At 71.1% G+C, this 15,401-nt stretch carries 20 protein-coding genes; 3 read left to right on the top strand and 17 right to left on the bottom strand.

What is annotated here, in order from left to right; genetic code table 11:
• The first annotated feature begins 4 nt into the window (after nt 1-4).
• Nucleotides 5-1,162, top strand: a complete 1,158-nt coding sequence (locus tag BN2279_RS23260) for an NAD(P)H-hydrate dehydratase (RefSeq protein ID WP_234348065.1) — start codon at nt 5-7, stop codon at nt 1,160-1,162.
• On the opposite strand, the gene BN2279_RS23255 is transcribed toward BN2279_RS23260, so the two are convergent.
• Entirely contained in the window at nt 1,146-1,514 is a 369-nt protein-coding gene (locus BN2279_RS23255) for a holo-ACP synthase (RefSeq protein WP_059012920.1), read from the bottom strand. The genes BN2279_RS23260 and BN2279_RS23255 overlap by 17 nt on opposite strands.
• The gene (locus tag BN2279_RS23250) at nt 1,511-2,200 is read right to left on the bottom strand and encodes a hypothetical protein (RefSeq protein ID WP_079032435.1); all 690 of its coding nucleotides are present in this window, start codon (nt 2,198-2,200) and stop codon (nt 1,511-1,513) included. The genes BN2279_RS23255 and BN2279_RS23250 overlap by 4 nt, the downstream gene beginning before the upstream one ends.
• Nucleotides 2,201-2,234: 34 nt before the next feature.
• Here BN2279_RS23250 and coaA point away from each other — a divergent pair, with 34 nt between their 5' ends.
• Nucleotides 2,235-3,170, top strand: a complete 936-nt coding sequence (gene coaA, locus BN2279_RS23245) for a type I pantothenate kinase (RefSeq protein ID WP_079032434.1) — start codon at nt 2,235-2,237, stop codon at nt 3,168-3,170.
• 4 nt (nt 3,171-3,174) lie between these two features.
• On the opposite strand, the gene glmM is transcribed toward coaA, so the two are convergent.
• The 3 genes from glmM to rplM form a co-directional block, all read right to left on the bottom strand.
• A complete protein-coding gene (gene glmM, locus BN2279_RS23240; protein WP_059012915.1) occupies nt 3,175-4,551 on the bottom strand; it encodes a phosphoglucosamine mutase in 1,377 nt (458 codons plus the stop codon).
• Nucleotides 4,552-4,686: 135 nt separating this feature from the next.
• Entirely contained in the window at nt 4,687-5,208 is a 522-nt protein-coding gene (rpsI, locus tag BN2279_RS23235; RefSeq protein WP_407702313.1) for a 30S ribosomal protein S9, read from the bottom strand.
• A 28-nt stretch (nt 5,209-5,236) separates the two neighbouring features.
• Nucleotides 5,237-5,680: a 50S ribosomal protein L13 gene (rplM, locus tag BN2279_RS23230; protein ID WP_059012911.1), complete on the bottom strand. Its 444-nt coding sequence runs from the start codon at nt 5,678-5,680 to the stop codon at nt 5,237-5,239.
• 359 nt (nt 5,681-6,039) lie between these two features.
• Between rplM and BN2279_RS23225 the strand changes: the two genes are divergently transcribed.
• On the top strand, nt 6,040-6,924 hold the full coding sequence (locus BN2279_RS23225; RefSeq protein ID WP_059012909.1) for a hypothetical protein: 885 nt from the start codon (nt 6,040-6,042) through the stop codon (nt 6,922-6,924).
• A 24-nt stretch (nt 6,925-6,948) separates the two neighbouring features.
• Here BN2279_RS23225 and truA read toward each other — a convergent pair whose 3' ends face one another.
• The 12 genes from truA to rplO form a co-directional block, all read right to left on the bottom strand.
• Nucleotides 6,949-7,812: a tRNA pseudouridine(38-40) synthase TruA gene (gene truA / locus BN2279_RS23220; protein WP_059012907.1), complete on the bottom strand. Its 864-nt coding sequence runs from the start codon at nt 7,810-7,812 to the stop codon at nt 6,949-6,951.
• Nucleotides 7,813-7,918: 106 nt separating this feature from the next.
• Nucleotides 7,919-8,449 (bottom strand): 50S ribosomal protein L17, encoded by a 531-nt coding sequence (gene rplQ / locus BN2279_RS23215; RefSeq protein WP_059012905.1) that lies wholly within the window; start codon nt 8,447-8,449, stop codon nt 7,919-7,921.
• 85 nt (nt 8,450-8,534) lie between these two features.
• Nucleotides 8,535-9,557, bottom strand: coding sequence for a DNA-directed RNA polymerase subunit alpha (locus BN2279_RS23210; RefSeq protein ID WP_059012903.1), 1,023 nt, complete (start codon nt 9,555-9,557; stop codon nt 8,535-8,537).
• Between the two features lie 128 nt (nt 9,558-9,685).
• The gene (gene rpsD, locus BN2279_RS23205) at nt 9,686-10,312 is read right to left on the bottom strand and encodes a 30S ribosomal protein S4 (RefSeq protein ID WP_059012901.1); all 627 of its coding nucleotides are present in this window, start codon (nt 10,310-10,312) and stop codon (nt 9,686-9,688) included.
• A gap of 27 nt (nt 10,313-10,339) precedes the next feature.
• Complete coding sequence (gene rpsK, locus BN2279_RS23200) at nt 10,340-10,744, bottom strand: 30S ribosomal protein S11 (protein ID WP_059012899.1); 405 nt, start codon at nt 10,742-10,744, stop codon at nt 10,340-10,342.
• Between the two features lie 64 nt (nt 10,745-10,808).
• Nucleotides 10,809-11,189 (bottom strand): 30S ribosomal protein S13, encoded by a 381-nt coding sequence (rpsM, locus tag BN2279_RS23195; RefSeq protein WP_059012897.1) that lies wholly within the window; start codon nt 11,187-11,189, stop codon nt 10,809-10,811.
• Between the two features lie 183 nt (nt 11,190-11,372).
• Nucleotides 11,373-11,486 carry a 50S ribosomal protein L36 gene (gene rpmJ, locus BN2279_RS23190; RefSeq protein WP_049567412.1) on the bottom strand — a complete coding sequence of 38 codons (114 nt, stop codon included), beginning with the start codon at nt 11,484-11,486 and terminating at the stop codon, nt 11,373-11,375.
• A gap of 44 nt (nt 11,487-11,530) precedes the next feature.
• On the bottom strand, nt 11,531-11,752 hold the full coding sequence (gene infA, locus BN2279_RS23185; RefSeq protein WP_003948620.1) for a translation initiation factor IF-1: 222 nt from the start codon (nt 11,750-11,752) through the stop codon (nt 11,531-11,533).
• Between the two features lie 134 nt (nt 11,753-11,886).
• Nucleotides 11,887-12,723, bottom strand: a complete 837-nt coding sequence (gene map, locus BN2279_RS23180; protein WP_059012895.1) for a type I methionyl aminopeptidase — start codon at nt 12,721-12,723, stop codon at nt 11,887-11,889.
• A 26-nt stretch (nt 12,724-12,749) separates the two neighbouring features.
• Nucleotides 12,750-13,406: an adenylate kinase gene (locus tag BN2279_RS23175; RefSeq protein WP_059012893.1), complete on the bottom strand. Its 657-nt coding sequence runs from the start codon at nt 13,404-13,406 to the stop codon at nt 12,750-12,752.
• Complete coding sequence (secY, locus tag BN2279_RS23170) at nt 13,406-14,731, bottom strand: preprotein translocase subunit SecY (protein WP_059012891.1); 1,326 nt, start codon at nt 14,729-14,731, stop codon at nt 13,406-13,408. Before secY ends, BN2279_RS23175 begins: the two co-directional genes overlap by 1 nt.
• 190 nt (nt 14,732-14,921) lie before the next feature.
• Nucleotides 14,922-15,401, bottom strand: a complete 480-nt coding sequence (rplO, locus tag BN2279_RS23165) for a 50S ribosomal protein L15 (RefSeq protein WP_059012889.1) — start codon at nt 15,399-15,401, stop codon at nt 14,922-14,924.

The raw sequence follows: 15,401 nt of genomic DNA, 5'->3' as shown, positions 1-15,401 counted from the left end.
GCGGGTGATCGCGCGGGCCCGGCTGGTGGTGGACGGCATCACCGGCATCGGCGGGCGCGGCGGCCTGCGCCCCGAGGCCGGGGAACCGGCGCGGCTGGCGGCCGGGGCCGGGGTGCCGGTGGTGGCGGTGGACCTGCCCAGCGGCGTGGACGCCGACACCGGCGAGGTGGCGGGCCCGGCGGTACGGGCGGCGCTGACCGTGACGTTCGGCACCCACAAGCCGGGGCTGCTGATCGACCCGGCGCGGGAGTACGCGGGCGAGGTGCGGCTGGTGGACATCGGGCTCGGCCCCGAGCTGCCGCCCGAGCCGGAGGCGGAGGCGCTGGAGGACGCCGACGTCGCCGCGCTGCTGCCGCGCCCGGCCGCCGAGTCCGACAAGTACCGGCGGGGCGTGGTCGGCGTGGCGGCCGGGTCGGCCCGTTACCCGGGCGCCGCGGTGCTCGCCGTGGGCGGCGCGCTGCGCGGCGGCGCCGGGGCCGTCCGGTATGTGGGCCGGTCCCCCGCCGACACGATGGTCCTCGCCCGGTACCCGGAGACGCTGGTGTCGTCCGGCCCGCCGCACAAGGCGGGCCGGGTGCAGGCGTGGGTCGTCGGCCCGGGCCTGGGCGACGGGCCCGAGGCGCGGGAGGCGGTCGCGGACGTGCTGGCGTCCGGGATGCCGGTCCTGGTCGACGCGGACGGCCTGCGGCTGCTCGACGCGGAACGGGTCCGCGCCCGCCGCGCGCCGACCCTGCTCACGCCGCACGCCGGGGAGGCCGCCGCGCTGCTGGGCACCGACCGGCGGCGCGTGGAGGAGTCCCGGCTCGCGTCGGTCCGCGAACTGGCCGCGCGGTACGGCGCGACCGTGCTCCTCAAGGGGTCCACGACGGTGATCGCCGACCCGGGCGGCGGCCCGGTCCGGGTCAATCCGACGGGCACCCCCTGGCTGGCGACGGCCGGCAGCGGCGACGTCCTGTCCGGCCTCACCGGGGCGCTGCTGGCGGCCGGGCTGTCCGCGCTGGACGCGGCCTCGGCCGGCGCGTACCTCCACGGCCGGGCGGGCCGTCTGGCCCCGGCGCCCGCGATGGCCTCGACGGTGACGGGGGCGCTGCCGGAGGCGTGGGCCGGGCTGCTGGAGGAGGCGACCGAGGCCGGGAACCCGGCGCTCAGCCCTCGGCGATGACCACGGCCGAGGCCACGCCCGCGTCGTGACTGAGCGACAGGTGCCAGGCCGTCACGCCCAGTTCCGCCGCGCGGGCGGCCACCGTGCCGCGCACCTCCAGGCGCGGAGGCCCGTCGTCCGTCCGGATCACCTCGGCGTCCGTCCAGCGCAGTCCGGGCGGCGCGCCCAGCGCCTTGGCCAGCGCCTCCTTCGCCGCGAACCGGGCGGCCAGCGAGGCGACACCGCGCCGCTCGCCGCTGGGCAGCCACAGCTCGCCCGGCACGAACAGCCGGTCCGCCAGCTCGGGCGTCCGCTCCAGCGACCGGCCGAACCGTTCGATCTCGGCCACGTCGATCCCCACCCCGACGATCACGCGGCCACCACGCCCCCGTCCGCGTCGGTGATCTCGTACCGCGCCTCGTCGGCGTCCCGGCGCACCACCACGACCTGGGCGCCGTCGCCGGACCGCAGCTCCCGCACGTCACGCGTCGCCCGCCCGCCGAAGGCCGCCGCGTCGGAGGCGAGGAACGACTCCCCGTCGCCGAGCCCCACCACCAGCGGCAGCTCCCGGCACGCGCCCACCACCGTGTCCGGGTCGTCGGCGTGCACGGCCAGCAGCGCGTAGGCGCCGCGCAGCGACCGGCACACCTGCCGCATCGCCTCGCCCAGGTCGGCGCAGGAGGAGAACGCCCCGGCCAGCAGGCGCGCCACCTCCTGGCCGTCGGCCCCGGGCCCGCCGGCGCGCACCACGGCGACCCGGCCGGCGGGGTCGAGCCGCGGGGGCGCGGGCCCCTCGGCGGCGAGCCGCACCTGCCCGATCGCGCTGCCGCCGGCCGGCAGCGGCCCCCGGTCCAGCACGCGGCGCAGCGCGGGCAGATCCCCGGCCGTGCCCGCCGCCGCCAGGCCGCCGTCGGCGAGCACGGCGACCCCCGAGCAGACCCCGGAGCAGACCCCCGAGCGGACTTCCGCGGCGCTGCCTGGCGTCCCGATCCGGCCCAGCCCGGCGAGGACCACGTCCAGGGCGGAGCCCGCCCCTGTGTAACCGACCATCCCGCACATGCGGGCAGAGTAGCCGGACCTGGACAATGGGCGCGTGACAACCTCGCTCCAGCAGCAGACTCCCTTCGTCGACCTCAGCCGCACGGAGTGGAGCGCGCTGCGCGAACGCACGCCCCTGCCGTTGACGGCCGACGAGGTCGAGCGGATGCGCGGCCTCGGTGACGTCATCGACCTGACGGAGGTCGTGGAGGTCTACCTGCCGCTGTCCCGGCTGCTCAACCTGTACGTGGGCGCGACGGAGGGCCTGCGGGCCGCCGTCAGCACCTTCCTGGGCGGCGCCCAGCCCACGACCCCGTTCGTCATCGGCGTCGCGGGCAGCGTGGCGGTCGGCAAGTCCACGGTGGCCCGCCTGCTGCGGGCGCTGCTGGCCCGCTGGCCCGAGCACCCGAGGGTCGAACTGGTCACCACGGACGGATTCCTGCTGCCCAACGCCGAGTTGACGCGGCGTGGGCTGATGGCGCGCAAGGGCTTCCCCGAGTCGTACGACCGGCGGGCGCTGACCCGGTTCGTGGCGGACGTGAAGGCGGGCAAGGAGGAGGTGAGCGCGCCGGTGTACTCCCACCTCACCTACGACATCGTCCCGGGCGAACGGCTGACCGTGCGCCGCCCGGACATCCTGATCCTGGAGGGCCTCAACGTGCTCCAGCCCACGCAGGTGGGACGCGTGGGGCTGGCCGACTACTTCGACTTCTCGGTGTACGTGGACGCCAGGCCGGAGGACATCGGCGGCTGGTACCTGGACCGCTTCCGCAAGCTGCGGGACACGGCGTTCCAGGACCGGGCGTCGTACTTCCGGCGGTACGCCGAGGCCACCGAGGAGGAGGCGATGGCGTACGCGCGGAACCAGTGGCGCAGCATCAACGAGCCGAACCTCCGCGAGAACATAGCCCCGACCCGCTCCCGCGCCACCCTGGTCCTCCAGAAGGGCTTCGATCACAAGGTCCGCCGCCTGCGCCTGCGCAAGCTCTGAGCGGTCACCCCAGGGCGGACTTCACCACGTCGGCCAGGCCCGCCGCCACCGCGCGGGCCTGGGCGGCGTCGGCCGCCTCGACCATCACGCGCACCAGCGGCTCGGTCCCGGAGGGGCGCAGCAGGACACGGCCCGTCTCGCCGAGCTGCCGCTCCGCCTCGGCGACCGCCTCGGCGAGTTCGCGGCAGTCCGCGACCCGGGAGCGGTCCACGTCCGGGACGTTGATCAGCACCTGCGGCAGCCGTTCCATCACCCCGGCCAGCTCGCCCAGCGACCGGCCCGTCGCCGCCACCCGGGCGGCCAGCAGCAGGCCGGTGAGGGTGCCGTCGCCGGTCGTCGCGTGGTCCAGCACGATCACGTGCCCGGACTGCTCGCCGCCGAGCGAGAAGCCGCCGCGCTTCATCTCCTCCAGCACGTAACGGTCCCCGACCGCCGTCTGCCGCAGCCGCAGCCCCTCCCGTTCCATCGCCAGGGTGAAGCCGAGGTTCGACATCACCGTGGCGACGACCGTGTCGTGCCGCAGCGTGCCCGCCTCCCGCATGGCGACGCCCAGCACGGCGAGGATCTGGTCGCCGTCCACCGGCGTGCCCGCCGCGTCGACGGCCAGGCAGCGGTCCGCGTCGCCGTCCACCGCGATGCCCAGGTGGGCGCCGTGTTCGCGCACGGCGGCGCACAGCGGGCCGAGGTGGGTGGAGCCGTAGCCGTCGTTGATGTTGAGGCCGTCGGGCTCGGCGCCGATGGTGACGACCTCCGCGCCGGCCCGCGCGAACACCTCGGGCGCGACCCGCGACGCCGCGCCGTGCGCCGCGTCGATGACGACCTTGACGCCGTCCAGCCGGTTGGGCAGCACCCGCACCAGGTGCGCCACGTACGCGTCGAAGCCCGCGCCGTACTCGGTGACCCGGCCGACGCCCGCGCCCACCGGGCGCCGCCACGGCTGGCCGGCCGCGTGCTCCCCGTACACGGTCTCGATGCGGTCCTCCAGCTCGTCGGCCAGCTTGTGGCCGCCCGCCGCGAAGAACTTGATGCCGTTGTCGGGCATGGGGTTGTGGCTGGCGGAGAGCATCACGCCGAAGTCCGCGGCGAGGGAGCCGGTCAGGTACGCGACGGCCGGCGTCGGCAGCACACCGACCCGCAGGACGTCCACGCCCGCGCTGGCCAGCCCGGCCACCACCGCCGCCTCCAGGAACTCCCCGGACGCCCGCGGGTCCCGCCCGACGACCGCCAGCGGACGCGTGCGGGAGGCGCGCCCCGCCCCGGACAGGTCGCCCGCCTCGACGAGCACACTCGCCGCGGCGACCGACAGGCCGAGCGCCATCTCGGCGGTGAGATCCGCGTTGGCGACGCCGCGCACGCCGTCCGTGCCGAAGAGTCGTCCCACAGTGTTCCCTCCGAAGTTTCCGACGAGCGGCTCATGCGTCAACCGTAGGCAGCGCTGACCTTATGTGGCGGTAACCCTATAAAAGGAACGCCCCGACAGCACGGATCCGCTGTCGGGGCGTTGACCGGTGAAGGGTTAGCGCTTGCTGTACTGCGTCCCCTTGCGGGCCTTCTTCAGACCGGCCTTCTTCCGCTCCACCGCACGGGCGTCACGGGTCAGGAAGCCGGCCTTCTTCAGGGGGCCGCGGTTGTTGTCCACGTCCGCCTCGTTGAGCGCGCGGGCCACGCCGAGGCGCAGGGCGCCCGCCTGGCCGGAGACGCCGCCGCCGGAGATGCGGGCGACGACGTCGTAGCGCTCGTCGAGTTCGAGCACCTTGAAGGGCTCGTTCACGGACTGCTGGTGCACCTTGTTGGGGAAGTAGCCCTCCAGGGTGCGGCCGTTGATCTTCCACTTGCCGCTGCCGGGAACGATCCGCACGCGGGCGATCGCGTTCTTCCGGCGGCCGGTGCCGGCGCCGGGCAGCGGGTCGCCGAAGCGGGCTGAGGACGTCTCGGCGCCGGCGAACTCCTCCGGCGTGCTCTCGGTCGTGTACTCCTCGACCTCGGGGACCTCGGCGTCAAGGGTTTCGGTGGTGGGCTCGGCCACGGTTCTCCTCAGATTCTCTCTCGTGTACTACGTGGCCGGACTACTGCGCGACCTGGGTGATCTCGAACGCGACCGGCTGCTGCGCGGCGTGCGGGTGCTCGGGACCCGCGTACACCTTGAGCTTGGAGAACATCTGGCGGCCGAGGGTGTTCTTCGGCAGCATGCCCTTGACGGCCTTCTCGACGGCCTTCTCGGGGTTGTTCTTCAGCAGGTCCTCGTAACGGACGGACCGCAGACCGCCCGGGTATCCGGAGTGCCGGTAGGCCATCTTCTGGGTCCGCTTGTTGCCGGAGAGGTGCACCTTGTCGGCGTTGACGATGATGACGAAGTCACCCGTGTCAACGTGCGGCGCGTACACCGGCTTGTGCTTGCCCCGCAGAAGGGTGGCGGCCTGGGCGGCCAGGCGGCCCAGGACGACATCGGCGGCGTCGATGACGTGCCATTGACGCTGGATGTCGGTGGGCTTGGGGCTGAACGTACGCACGGTCGTAGCCTTCGCTTCTTCAGTGGTGAGACTCTGACAAGGCCACCCGGCGATCACGGCAGAAAGAGCCGCACTCCGGTGACGCAAACCGGGTGGCGACCGCTGGCAACCGTCCTGGTGGACCGGCGCAAGGCCCCTCACGTGAGATCGAGCAAGCCATACGCATTATCGACCAGGCAGAGTACCGCTCTCGCGCGGGCCGGGTCAAAACGAGGCCCCGCGCGCTCGCCACACGGCGCCGCCGGGAAGTACTTTCCGGTCAGCCTACTCCGGCCGGCCGGCGCGCGGGCAGCCGCTCCCGCCCGTTCCCTCCGGCGCCCCCACGCTCCCGGCGCGGAGCGCACCACTAAACTTCGCCCATGAGTTACGGGCAGGGGGGACCGGCGTGGGTCCCCGGGGGATCGAACACTCCGGACTGGGACGCGCTCGCCGCAGACGCCGAGCGGCGGCGCGGGCGCCGGAGGCTGACCCCGATCGGCGGCTCGGCGGGGGCCGCCCCGGCCATCAGCACCGTGGTCGCGCTCGCCATCGTCAACCAGAGCGACGACGAGCGCGCCGACGCCTCCGACGGCCCGTCCGCGACCCTCCCCGACCCCTCCGACCTGCCCTCCGGCAGCGACGACGCCGAACCCAGCTTCGAGGAGACGACGCTCCCGCCCCTGCCGCAGCCGCGCGAGTTCATCTCCGACGCCGACAAGGACCTCGCCCCCTTCGAGCCCGGCACGTTCTGGGCCGGGGACACCATGGAGATCGACGGCCGGACCTACACCGAGGCCGCCACCGACGGCGCCACCGACTGTGCCCAGGGCACCAGCGCCGACCTCGGCGCGGTCCTCGCGGACCACGGCTGCACCGGCCTGGTGCGCGCCACCTACACCGCCGACGGCGTCGCGGTGACCGTGGGCGTCGCCCAGTTCCCCTCCGAGGAGGACGCCGCCGCCGCCCGCGAGGAGGCCGGCGGCGCCGGGATGTACCTGCTGGCGCTGACCGGCGGCGACGCGCCCGTCTTCTGCCAGCTCGGCGGCTGCCGCACCACCAGCAACCAGGTCGGCCGCTACGCCTACTTCACCCTCGCGGGCAACAGCGACGGCACCCCCGACAGCGGCGACGGCACCCCGGCCCAGCAGGCGGCCAGGGACGGCAACGACCACGCCTTCGCCAGCATCATCCAGCGCGGCGAGGCCCAGGCGTCGGCCTCCGCCAGCGCGATCGTCGAGGAGCGGCGGCGCAACGAGGACGGCTGAGCCGGCGCCCAGGTCACGGCCCGGTCAGCCTTCAGGACCGGCGGCGAGCGTCCGGAGGTTGCGGGCCTCGGCGTTGCGGGCCGCGAGGGCGTCGTCCGGCGGATAGGCGACCTTCTCCAGGGTCAGCCCGTGCGGCCGGACCACATGCACCGCGGAGTCCCGCGTCCGGGCCGCCAGCACCGCCGCCGGCCACTCCGGCGCCCGGTGCCCGTCCCCGACGAACAGCAGCGCGCCCACCAGCGAACGCACCATGTTGTGGCAGAACGCGTCCGCCTCGACCGTTCCCTCCACGATGCCGTCGGGCCGCCGTTCCCAGCGCAGGTCCCGCAGCGCCCGGATCGTCGTCGCGCCCTCGCGCCGCTTGCAGAACGCGGCGAAGTCGTGCTCGCCCAGCAGCCGCCGTGACGCCTCGTTCATCGCCGCCACGTCCAGCGGCCAGTTGTGCCACAGCACGTGCCCGCGCAGCAGCGGATCGACCCCGCCCGGCTGGTCGCTCACGCGGTAGGCGTAGCGCCGCCAGATCGCCGAGAACCGGGCGTTGAAGAACTCCGGCGCCCGCGCCGCCCGCCACACCCGCACGTCCTGCGGCAGCCGTCCCGCCAGCCTGCGCACGAGCCGGTCGTGCTGCTCGGCCCAGACCTCCTCCGGCAGGTCCACGTGGGCGACCTGGCCCCGGGCGTGCACCCCCGCGTCCGTACGGCCGGCCACGGTCAGCTCGTACCGTTCGGCGCGCGAGCGGGTCACCACGCGCAGCGCCTCCTCGATCTCCGCCTGGACCGTGCGCCGTCCCTCCTGCCGGGCCCAGCCGGAGAACCCCCGCCCGTCGTAGGACAGGTCCAGGCGCACCCGGACCAGGCCGGGCGGGACCCGGTCCCGCTCGTCGCTCATGGCCCGCTTTCCCCTCGCTTACCCTTCGCCGCCGTACGACGGAACGCCGCTGGGCCCGCTCCCACAAGGGGAACAGGCCCAGCGGACCAGGACAGGACGCGGACGGTCAGGCGTCCTTCTCGGCCTGCTCGTCCTTGGACTGCTCGGCGGCCTCCGCGGCCTCGGCGGTTTGCTCCGCCTCGGTGCCCTCGGTGGTCTCGGTCGCCTTGGCGGCCTCGGCCTCCTTCACCGCGCGGGTGGTGGCGGCCTCGGCCTCGCCGACCGCCTCCTGCTGCACGGTGAGGGCCTCCACCAGCTCGATGACCGCCATCGGGGCGTTGTCGCCACGACGCGGGCCGACCTTGGTGATCCGGGTGTAGCCACCGGGACGGTTGGCGAACTTCGGACCGATCTCCGTGAACAGCGTGTGGACCACGCTCTTGTCGCGGATGGTCTGCATCACCTGGCGACGGTTGTGCAGGTCGCCCTTCTTCGCCTTGGTGATGAGCCGCTCGGCGACCGGACGCAGCCGCCGGGCCTTGGCCTCGGTGGTCTTGATGCGGCCGTGCTCGAACAGCGCGGTGGCGAGGTTCGCCAGAATCAGACGCTCGTGGGCGGGGCTGCCGCCCAGCCTGCGGCCCTTGGTGGGCGTCGGCATGGTTCTCTCCTGTCGGTGTCTGCACCGGCCGTGTCAGGTACCGGTGTCAGCTTCCCCCGGGCGGGCGGACGCCCGCCCGGGAAGATCAGTACTGCTCGGTCTCGGCGAACCCGGTGTCGCCGTCGTCCTCCGCGCCGAACGCGTCGGCGGCGGTGGTCGGGTCGAATCCGGGCGGGCTGTCCTTCAGGGCCAGGCCCATGCCGGCCAGCTTCGCCTTGACCTCGTCGATCGACTTCGCGCCGAAGTTGCGGATGTCGAGGAGGTCCGCCTCGGAGCGGGCCACCAGCTCGCCCACCGAGTGGATGCCCTCGCGCTTGAGGCAGTTGTAGGAGCGGACGGTCAGCTCCAGCTCCTCGATCGGCAGCGCCAGATCGGCGGCGAGCGCGGCGTCCGTCGGGGACGGGCCCATGTCGATGCCCTCGGCGTCGACGTTCAGCTCGCGCGCCAGGCCGAACAGCTCGACCAGCGTCTTGCCGGCCGACGCCATCGCGTCACGCGGACGCATGGCCTCCTTGGTCTCGACGTCGACGATCAGCTTGTCGAAGTCGGTGCGCTGCTCGACACGGGTGGCCTCCACCTTGTAGGTGACCTTCAGCACGGGGCTGTAGATGGAGTCCACGGGGATGCGGCCGATCTCCTGACCGGCCTGCTTGTTCTGCACCGCCGAGACGTAGCCGCGACCGCGCTCGACGGTCAGCTCCATCTCCAGCTTCCCCTTGTTGTTCAGGGTCGCGAGCACCAGGTCGGGGTTGTGCACCTCGACACCGGCCGGCGGGGCGATGTCCGCGGCGGTCACCAGACCGGGGCCCTGCTTGCGCAGGTACATCACCACGGGCTCGTCGTGCTCGGAGGAGACGACGAGCTGCTTGATGTTGAGGATCAGGTCGGTGACGTCCTCCTTGACGCCCGGCACGGTGGTGAACTCGTGCAGCACGCCGTCGACGCGGATGCTGGTGACGGCCGCGCCGGGGATGGAGGAGAGCAGCGTGCGCCGCAGGGAGTTGCCGAGGGTGTAGCCGAAGCCCGGCTCCAGCGGCTCGATCACGAACCGGGAGCGGAACTCGTCGACGACCTCTTCGGTCAGGGAGGGACGCTGAGCGATCAGCATGGTGAGGCTCCAGTCTTCGGCACCCGCTATTTGATGCCGAGCCAGACGATGTGTGCGACAAGGATACGGGTGGAGCCGCGCGTGTCACACGGCTCCACCCGCGTCCGGAGGATCGGGCTCGCGCTCGGTTACTTCGAGTAGAGCTCGACGATGAGCTGCTCCTGCACCTGGGTGTCGATCACCTGGCGCTCGGGCAGCGAGTGGACGAGGATCCGCAGCCGCGACGGGATGGACTCCAGCCACGCCGGAACCGTCTTGTCCCCGGCCTCGGCCTGCGCCACCTGGAAGGGGGTCAGGACGCGGGAGGACTCACGGACCTCGATGATGTCGTTCGGCGAGACACGCGCCGAGGGGATGTCGGTCTTCCGGCCGTTGACCACGATGTGGCCGTGCCGGACGAGCTGACGGGCGTGGTCGCGGGACTTGGCGAAGCCGGCCCGGTAGACCACGTTGTCGAGACGGGACTCCAGGATGCGGAGCAGGTTCTCACCCGTCTTGCCCGACTGACGGTTCGCCTCGTTGTAGTACCCCCGGAACTGCTTCTCCAGGACGCCGTAGATGCGCGCGCACTTCTGCTTCTCGCGCTTCTGCAGCAGGTACTCGCTGTCCTTGGTGCGCCCGCGTCCGTGCTCACCCGGGGGGTAAGGACGGATCTCGATCGGGCACTTAGCGCTTTCGCACTTGGCTCCCTTGAGGAAGAGCTTCTGCTTCTCCCGACGGCAACGCTTGCAGTCGGCCCCGGTGTAACGCGCCATGTTCTCTCAGTCTCCTACTTCACCTGGTCAGACGCGCCGGCGCTTGGGCGGGCGGCAGCCGTTGTGCGGGGTCGGGGTGACGTCCTGGATCGAGCCGACCTCCAGGCCGGTGGCCTGGAGGGAGCGGATCGCGGTCTCGCGGCCGGAGCCGGGTCCCTTGACGAAGACGTCGACCTTGCGCATCCCGTGCTCCTGCGCCCGGCGCGCCGCGTTCTCCGCGGCCATCTGCGCCGCGAACGGCGTCGACTTCCGGGAGCCCTTGAAGCCGACGTGACCGGCGGAGGCCCAGGAGATCACGTTGCCCGTCGGGTCGGTGATCGAGACGATGGTGTTGTTGAACGTGCTCTTGATGTGGGCGTGCCCGTGAGCGACGTTCTTCTTTTCCTTGCGGCGCACTTTCTTGGCGCCGGCGGAACGGCCCTTTGGAGGCATGTGGTGTTAACTCCCGTGGAGGTGGTCGGTCCTGCTGCCGGACCGCTTGCGGCGTCCGGTCGGACTACTTCTTGCCCGGCTTCTTCTTGCCGGCGATCGCGCGACGCGGGCCCTTGCGGGTGCGGGCGTTGGTCTTGGTCCGCTGGCCGTGAACGGGCAGGCCACGGCGGTGACGGATGCCCTCGTAGCACTGGATCTCGACCTTGCGGCGGATGTCGGCCTGGATCTCGCGACGGAGGTCACCCTCGGTGCGGATGTTGTTGTCCACGTACTCGCGGATCTTGACGAGGTCTTCCTCGACCAGATCACGCACGCGCGTGTCCGGGTTCACCCCGGTGTTGGCGAGCGTCTCCTTGGCAAGGGTGCGCCCGATGCCGAAGACGTAGGTGAGAGCGACCTCGACGCGCTTGTCACGCGGAAGGTCGACGCCTGCGAGGCGTGCCATGTGGTGTGGCTCCTGATGTGGTGTCGTCGGAGGTCTGACGCAGCACCGTTCCCTGACCGTCGAGGTCCCGGGTCCCCGGCCTCCGACCGGGGGTGTCGTCCCCGCGCAGAGCGAGGGGTCGGGTATCTGCTGTGAGCTGTTGTCGCGTGCGTCCGCGAAGCGGCTGCGAAAAGTACGGTGCGGTCAGCCCTGGCGCTGCTTGTGGCGCAGGTTCTCGCAGATGACCATGACGCGCCCGTGGCGGCGGATCACCTTGCACTTGTCGCAGATCTTCTTGACGCTCGGCCTGACCTTCATGAGTTGAGGCTCTCCGGGTCTTGATCTGCTGTGTCTACGTGGTGCTACTTGTAGCGGTAGACGATCCGCCCGCGCGTCAGGTCGTAGGGAGACAGCTCCACCACGACCCGGTCGTCGGGCAGGATACGGATGTAGTGCATCCGCATCTTGCCGCTGATGTGCGCGAGAACCTGGTGTCCGTTCTGGAGCTCCACCTTGAACATCGCGTTCGGCAGAGACTCGACGACGGTGCCCTCGATCTCGATGGCCCCTTGTTTTTTGGCCATGCTTGAGCGCTTCACCTTCCGGGATCGGCTACCTGGATGGCCCTGGACAGACGGGTGCACCAGGACCGACTGACCAGTCTACGGCACCCCTTGGGAAAAAACGAATCGGTGATCTTTCCCACCGAACAAGATCGTTAAGCCAGCGGATCAGGTGCGGCCGTGACGCCCAGCTCCGCGAGCTTGGCCCGGCCGCCGTCCACGGCGGTGAGCACGAGCGGGCCCTCCTCCAGCAGCGCCACCGAGTGCTCCCAGTGCGCGGCCCAGGTGCCGTCGTTCGTCTTCACGGTCCACTCGTCGGCCAGCACGTGCGTCTTGGGGGTGCCCAGCGAGAGCATCGGCTCGATCGCCAGGCAGAACCCGGGCACCAGGCGCGGGCCGCGCCCGCGCCGGCGGTCCACGTAGTTCAGCAGGTGCGGGTCCATGTGCATCTCGCTGCCGATGCCGTGGCCGCCGTAGTTCTCCACGATGCCGTACTTGCCGGACGGCGGGAGCGGCTGGCGGCGGATGTAGGTCTCGATGGCCTTGGAGATGTCCACCAGCCGGTTGCCCTTGCGCATCGCGGCGATGCCGGCCCACAGCGACTCCTCGGTCACCCGGCTCAACTCGTGGAGCGAGGACGCGTGCCCCTCCCCCACGAAGACCGTCAGCGCCGCGTCCGCGTGCCAGCCGTCGACGATCGCGCCGGCGTCGATCGAGATGATGTCGCCCGCCTTGAGCACGGTCTCCCGGTCCGGGATGCCGTGCACCACGACGTCGTTCACCGACGTGCAGATGCTGGCCGGGAAGCCGCCGTAGCCGAGGAAGTTCGGCTTGGCGTCCCGCTCGGCCAGCACCTGTGCCGCGATGTCGTCCAGCTCCTTGGTGGTGGCGCCGGGCACCGCCGCCTGGGCACAGCGGCGGTGTATCTCGGCGACGACAAGACCGGCCGCGCGCATTTTCGCGATCTGCTCGGGGGTCTTGATTTCCACCATGGGTGATATTCCTCTCGGGCGCCGGATCAGGCGGCGCGTTCCGGCAGGGCGTCCAGCGCCCGCTGGGTGACGTCGGAAACCGGGGCGAGGGCCGGGATCGTGGAGACCAGGCCCTGCGCGCGGTAGTAGTCGATGATGGGCTCGGTCTCCTGGTGGTAGACCGAGAGCCGCTTGCGGACGGTGTCCTCGCGGTCGTCCTCGCGCTGGTACAGCTCGCCGCCACAGACGTCGCAGACGCCGTCCTTCAGCGGGGGCCGGTACGTCGAGTGGAACGCGTGGCTGCTGTCCTTGCGACAGGTGCGGCGGCCGGCGATGCGCTTGACCACCTCGTCCTCGGGGACCTCCAGGTCCAGCACCGCGTCGAGCTTGTGCCCGGCCTCCACCAGCATCCCGTCCAGGGCCTTGGCCTGGGCGATGTTGCGGGGGAAGCCGTCGAGCAGGAAACCGTCCCCGGCGTCCGGCTGGGCGAGCCGGTTCGCGGCCATCGCCACAGTGATCTCGTCCGGTACGAGTCCGCCCTCACGCAGGATGGACTCGACCTGGCGGCCGAGGTCCGTGCCCTGACTGATGTTGGCGCGGAACAGATCGCCGGTGGAGATGTGCGGAATGGCGAGGCGCTCGGCGAGCAACGCGGCTTGCGTGCCCTTACCCGCGCCCGGCGGTCCGACGAGGACGATTCGCATCAGCGTAGGAACCCTTCGTAATTGCGCTGGTGGAGCTGACTCTCAATCTGCCGCACCGTTTCCAGGCCGACACCCACGATGATCAGAATGGATGTCCCACCGAATGGGAAGTCCTGCTCTGCGTTGAACATCACCAGCGCCACGGTAGGCACCAAGGCGATCAGACCCAGATAGAGCGACCCCGGCCACGTGATGCGGTTCAGCACGTAGCTCAGGTACTCGACCGTGGGACGGCCCGCCCGGATACCCGGGATGAACCCACCATACTTCTTCATGTTTTCGGCTACGTCTTCGGGGTTGAAGGTGATGGCCACGTAGAAGAAGGCGAAGAAGACGATGAGCAGGAAGTACGTAGTGATGTAGTACGGGTGGTCACCGCCGGTGAAATGCCGGGTCACCCAGTCCGTCCAGCCGCCGGAATCGGACCCGGCGAACTGCACGAGGAGCTGCGGAATGTAGAGCAGCGACGAGGCGAAGATGACAGGAATCACACCCGCCTGATTGACCTTGAGCGGGATGTACGTCGAGGTGCCACCGTAGGAACGGCGCCCGATCATCCGCTTGGCGTACTGCACGGGGATGCGGCGCTGCGCCAGCTCGACGAAGACCACCAGCCCGACCATGGCGAGACCGCACGCGACGACGGTGCCGAATTCGATCCAGCCGTCGGCCAGGCTGCCCTGCTGCTTGATCTGCCACAGCGAAGCCGGGAACCCGGCGGCGATGGAGACGAACATCAGCATGGACATGCCGTTACCGATACCCCGGTCGGTAATCAGTTCACCCATCCACATGATGAGTGCGGTGGCGGATGTGAGGGCAATCACCATGACCAGCGTCGTGAAGACGGAGTCGTCGGGGATGATGTCGTTACGCACCGTGCACTGGGGGAAGAGGGTGCCACTGCGGGCGGTCGCCACCAGACCCGTCGCCTGGAGCACGGCGAGAGCCATGGTGAGATACCGCGTGTACTGGGTGATCTTCGCCTGGCCGGCCTGTCCCTCCTTCTTGAGGGCCTCCAGCCGGGGGATCACGACCACGAGCAACTGAAGGATGATGCTCGCGGTGATGTAGGGCATGATGCCGAGGGCGAACACGGTGAGCTGCAGCAACGCCCCGCCGCTGAACATGTTCACCAGACCGAACAGACTCGAACCCCCTCCGAGGTCCTCGGCCTCCTTCACACACTGATCGACGTTCTGGAAGCTGACCCCGGGCACCGGGACGTGCTGGCCGAGCCGGAACAGCACGACGATGCCAAGTGTGAAGACCAGCTTCTTACGCAGGTCGGGCGTCTGGAACGCCCGTGCGAACGCGGTGAGCACGGCTCCTCCTGCGCCCCCCGCGGTGAGCGCGAGAGGTTCGGTCTTAGAAGTCCAATGAATATGACAGAACGGGTGACGACAACGGACGCCACCTTACCGGCGCGGGCCCCGGGCCGGAACGACTGACCGGGGACGCCCATGCGCGGACGTCCCCGGTCAGTCTTACCTTTTCGGCCGTGCGTCCACCGACTCAGGAACCGTCGGTGACGGTGCCACCGGCCGCGGTGATCTTCTCCTTCGCCGAGGCGGAGACGGCGTCGACCGTCACCGTCAGGGCCACGGAGATCTCACCGGAACCCAGCACCTTCACGAGCTCGTTCTTGCGCACCGCGCCCTTGGCGACCAGGTCCTCGACGGTCACCTCTCCACCCTCCGGGTAGAGGGCGGCGAGACGGTCGAGGTTGACGACCTGGAACTGCTTGTGGGCGGGGTTGCGGAAGCCCTTGAGCTTCGGCAGCCGCTGGATCAGCGGGAGCTGACCGCCCTCGAAGCCCGCCCTGACCTGGTACCGGGCCTTGGTGCCCTTGGTGCCGCGGCCCGCGGTCTTGCCCTTGGACGCCTCACCACGACCCACCCGGATCTTGGCCTTCTTGGCGCCCGGCGCGGGACGCAGGTCGTGGAGCTTCAGGGGGCCGCTCGTGGCGGTCTCCTTCTTGGCGAGGTCCGCCAT

Source organism: Streptomyces specialis, assembly GCF_001493375.1.
GTDB classification, from domain to species: Bacteria; Actinomycetota; Actinomycetes; order Streptomycetales; family Streptomycetaceae; genus Streptomyces; species Streptomyces specialis.
Note: the sequence above shows the minus strand (reverse complement) of the source record. Positions and strands in the feature narration are given on the sequence as shown.

Bases quoted from the DNA above. Each gene is read 5' to 3' on its own strand.
- BN2279_RS23210 (WP_059012903.1), bottom strand. From the start codon at position 9,557: ATGCTGATCGCTCAGCGTCCCTCCCTGACCGAAGAGGTCGTCGACGAG.
- rpsD (WP_059012901.1), bottom strand. From the start codon at position 10,312: ATGGCGCGTTACACCGGGGCCGACTGCAAGCGTTGCCGTCGGGAGAAG.
- rplO (WP_059012889.1), bottom strand. From the start codon at position 15,401: ATGGCGGACCTCGCCAAGAAGGAGACCGCCACGAGCGGCCCCCTGAAG.
- BN2279_RS23225 (WP_059012909.1), top strand. From the start codon at position 6,040: ATGAGTTACGGGCAGGGGGGACCGGCGTGGGTCCCCGGGGGATCGAAC.
- rpsK (WP_059012899.1), bottom strand. From the start codon at position 10,744: ATGCCTCCAAAGGGCCGTTCCGCCGGCGCCAAGAAAGTGCGCCGCAAG.
- truA (WP_059012907.1), bottom strand. From the start codon at position 7,812: ATGAGCGACGAGCGGGACCGGGTCCCGCCCGGCCTGGTCCGGGTGCGC.
- rpmJ (WP_049567412.1), bottom strand. From the start codon at position 11,486: ATGAAGGTCAGGCCGAGCGTCAAGAAGATCTGCGACAAGTGCAAGGTG.
- BN2279_RS23250 (WP_079032435.1), bottom strand. From the start codon at position 2,200: ATGTGCGGGATGGTCGGTTACACAGGGGCGGGCTCCGCCCTGGACGTG.
- BN2279_RS23175 (WP_059012893.1), bottom strand. From the start codon at position 13,406: ATGCGAATCGTCCTCGTCGGACCGCCGGGCGCGGGTAAGGGCACGCAA.
- rplQ (WP_059012905.1), bottom strand. From the start codon at position 8,449: ATGCCGACGCCCACCAAGGGCCGCAGGCTGGGCGGCAGCCCCGCCCAC.
- infA (WP_003948620.1), bottom strand. From the start codon at position 11,752: ATGGCCAAAAAACAAGGGGCCATCGAGATCGAGGGCACCGTCGTCGAG.
- map (WP_059012895.1), bottom strand. From the start codon at position 12,723: ATGGTGGAAATCAAGACCCCCGAGCAGATCGCGAAAATGCGCGCGGCC.
- rpsM (WP_059012897.1), bottom strand. From the start codon at position 11,189: ATGGCACGCCTCGCAGGCGTCGACCTTCCGCGTGACAAGCGCGTCGAG.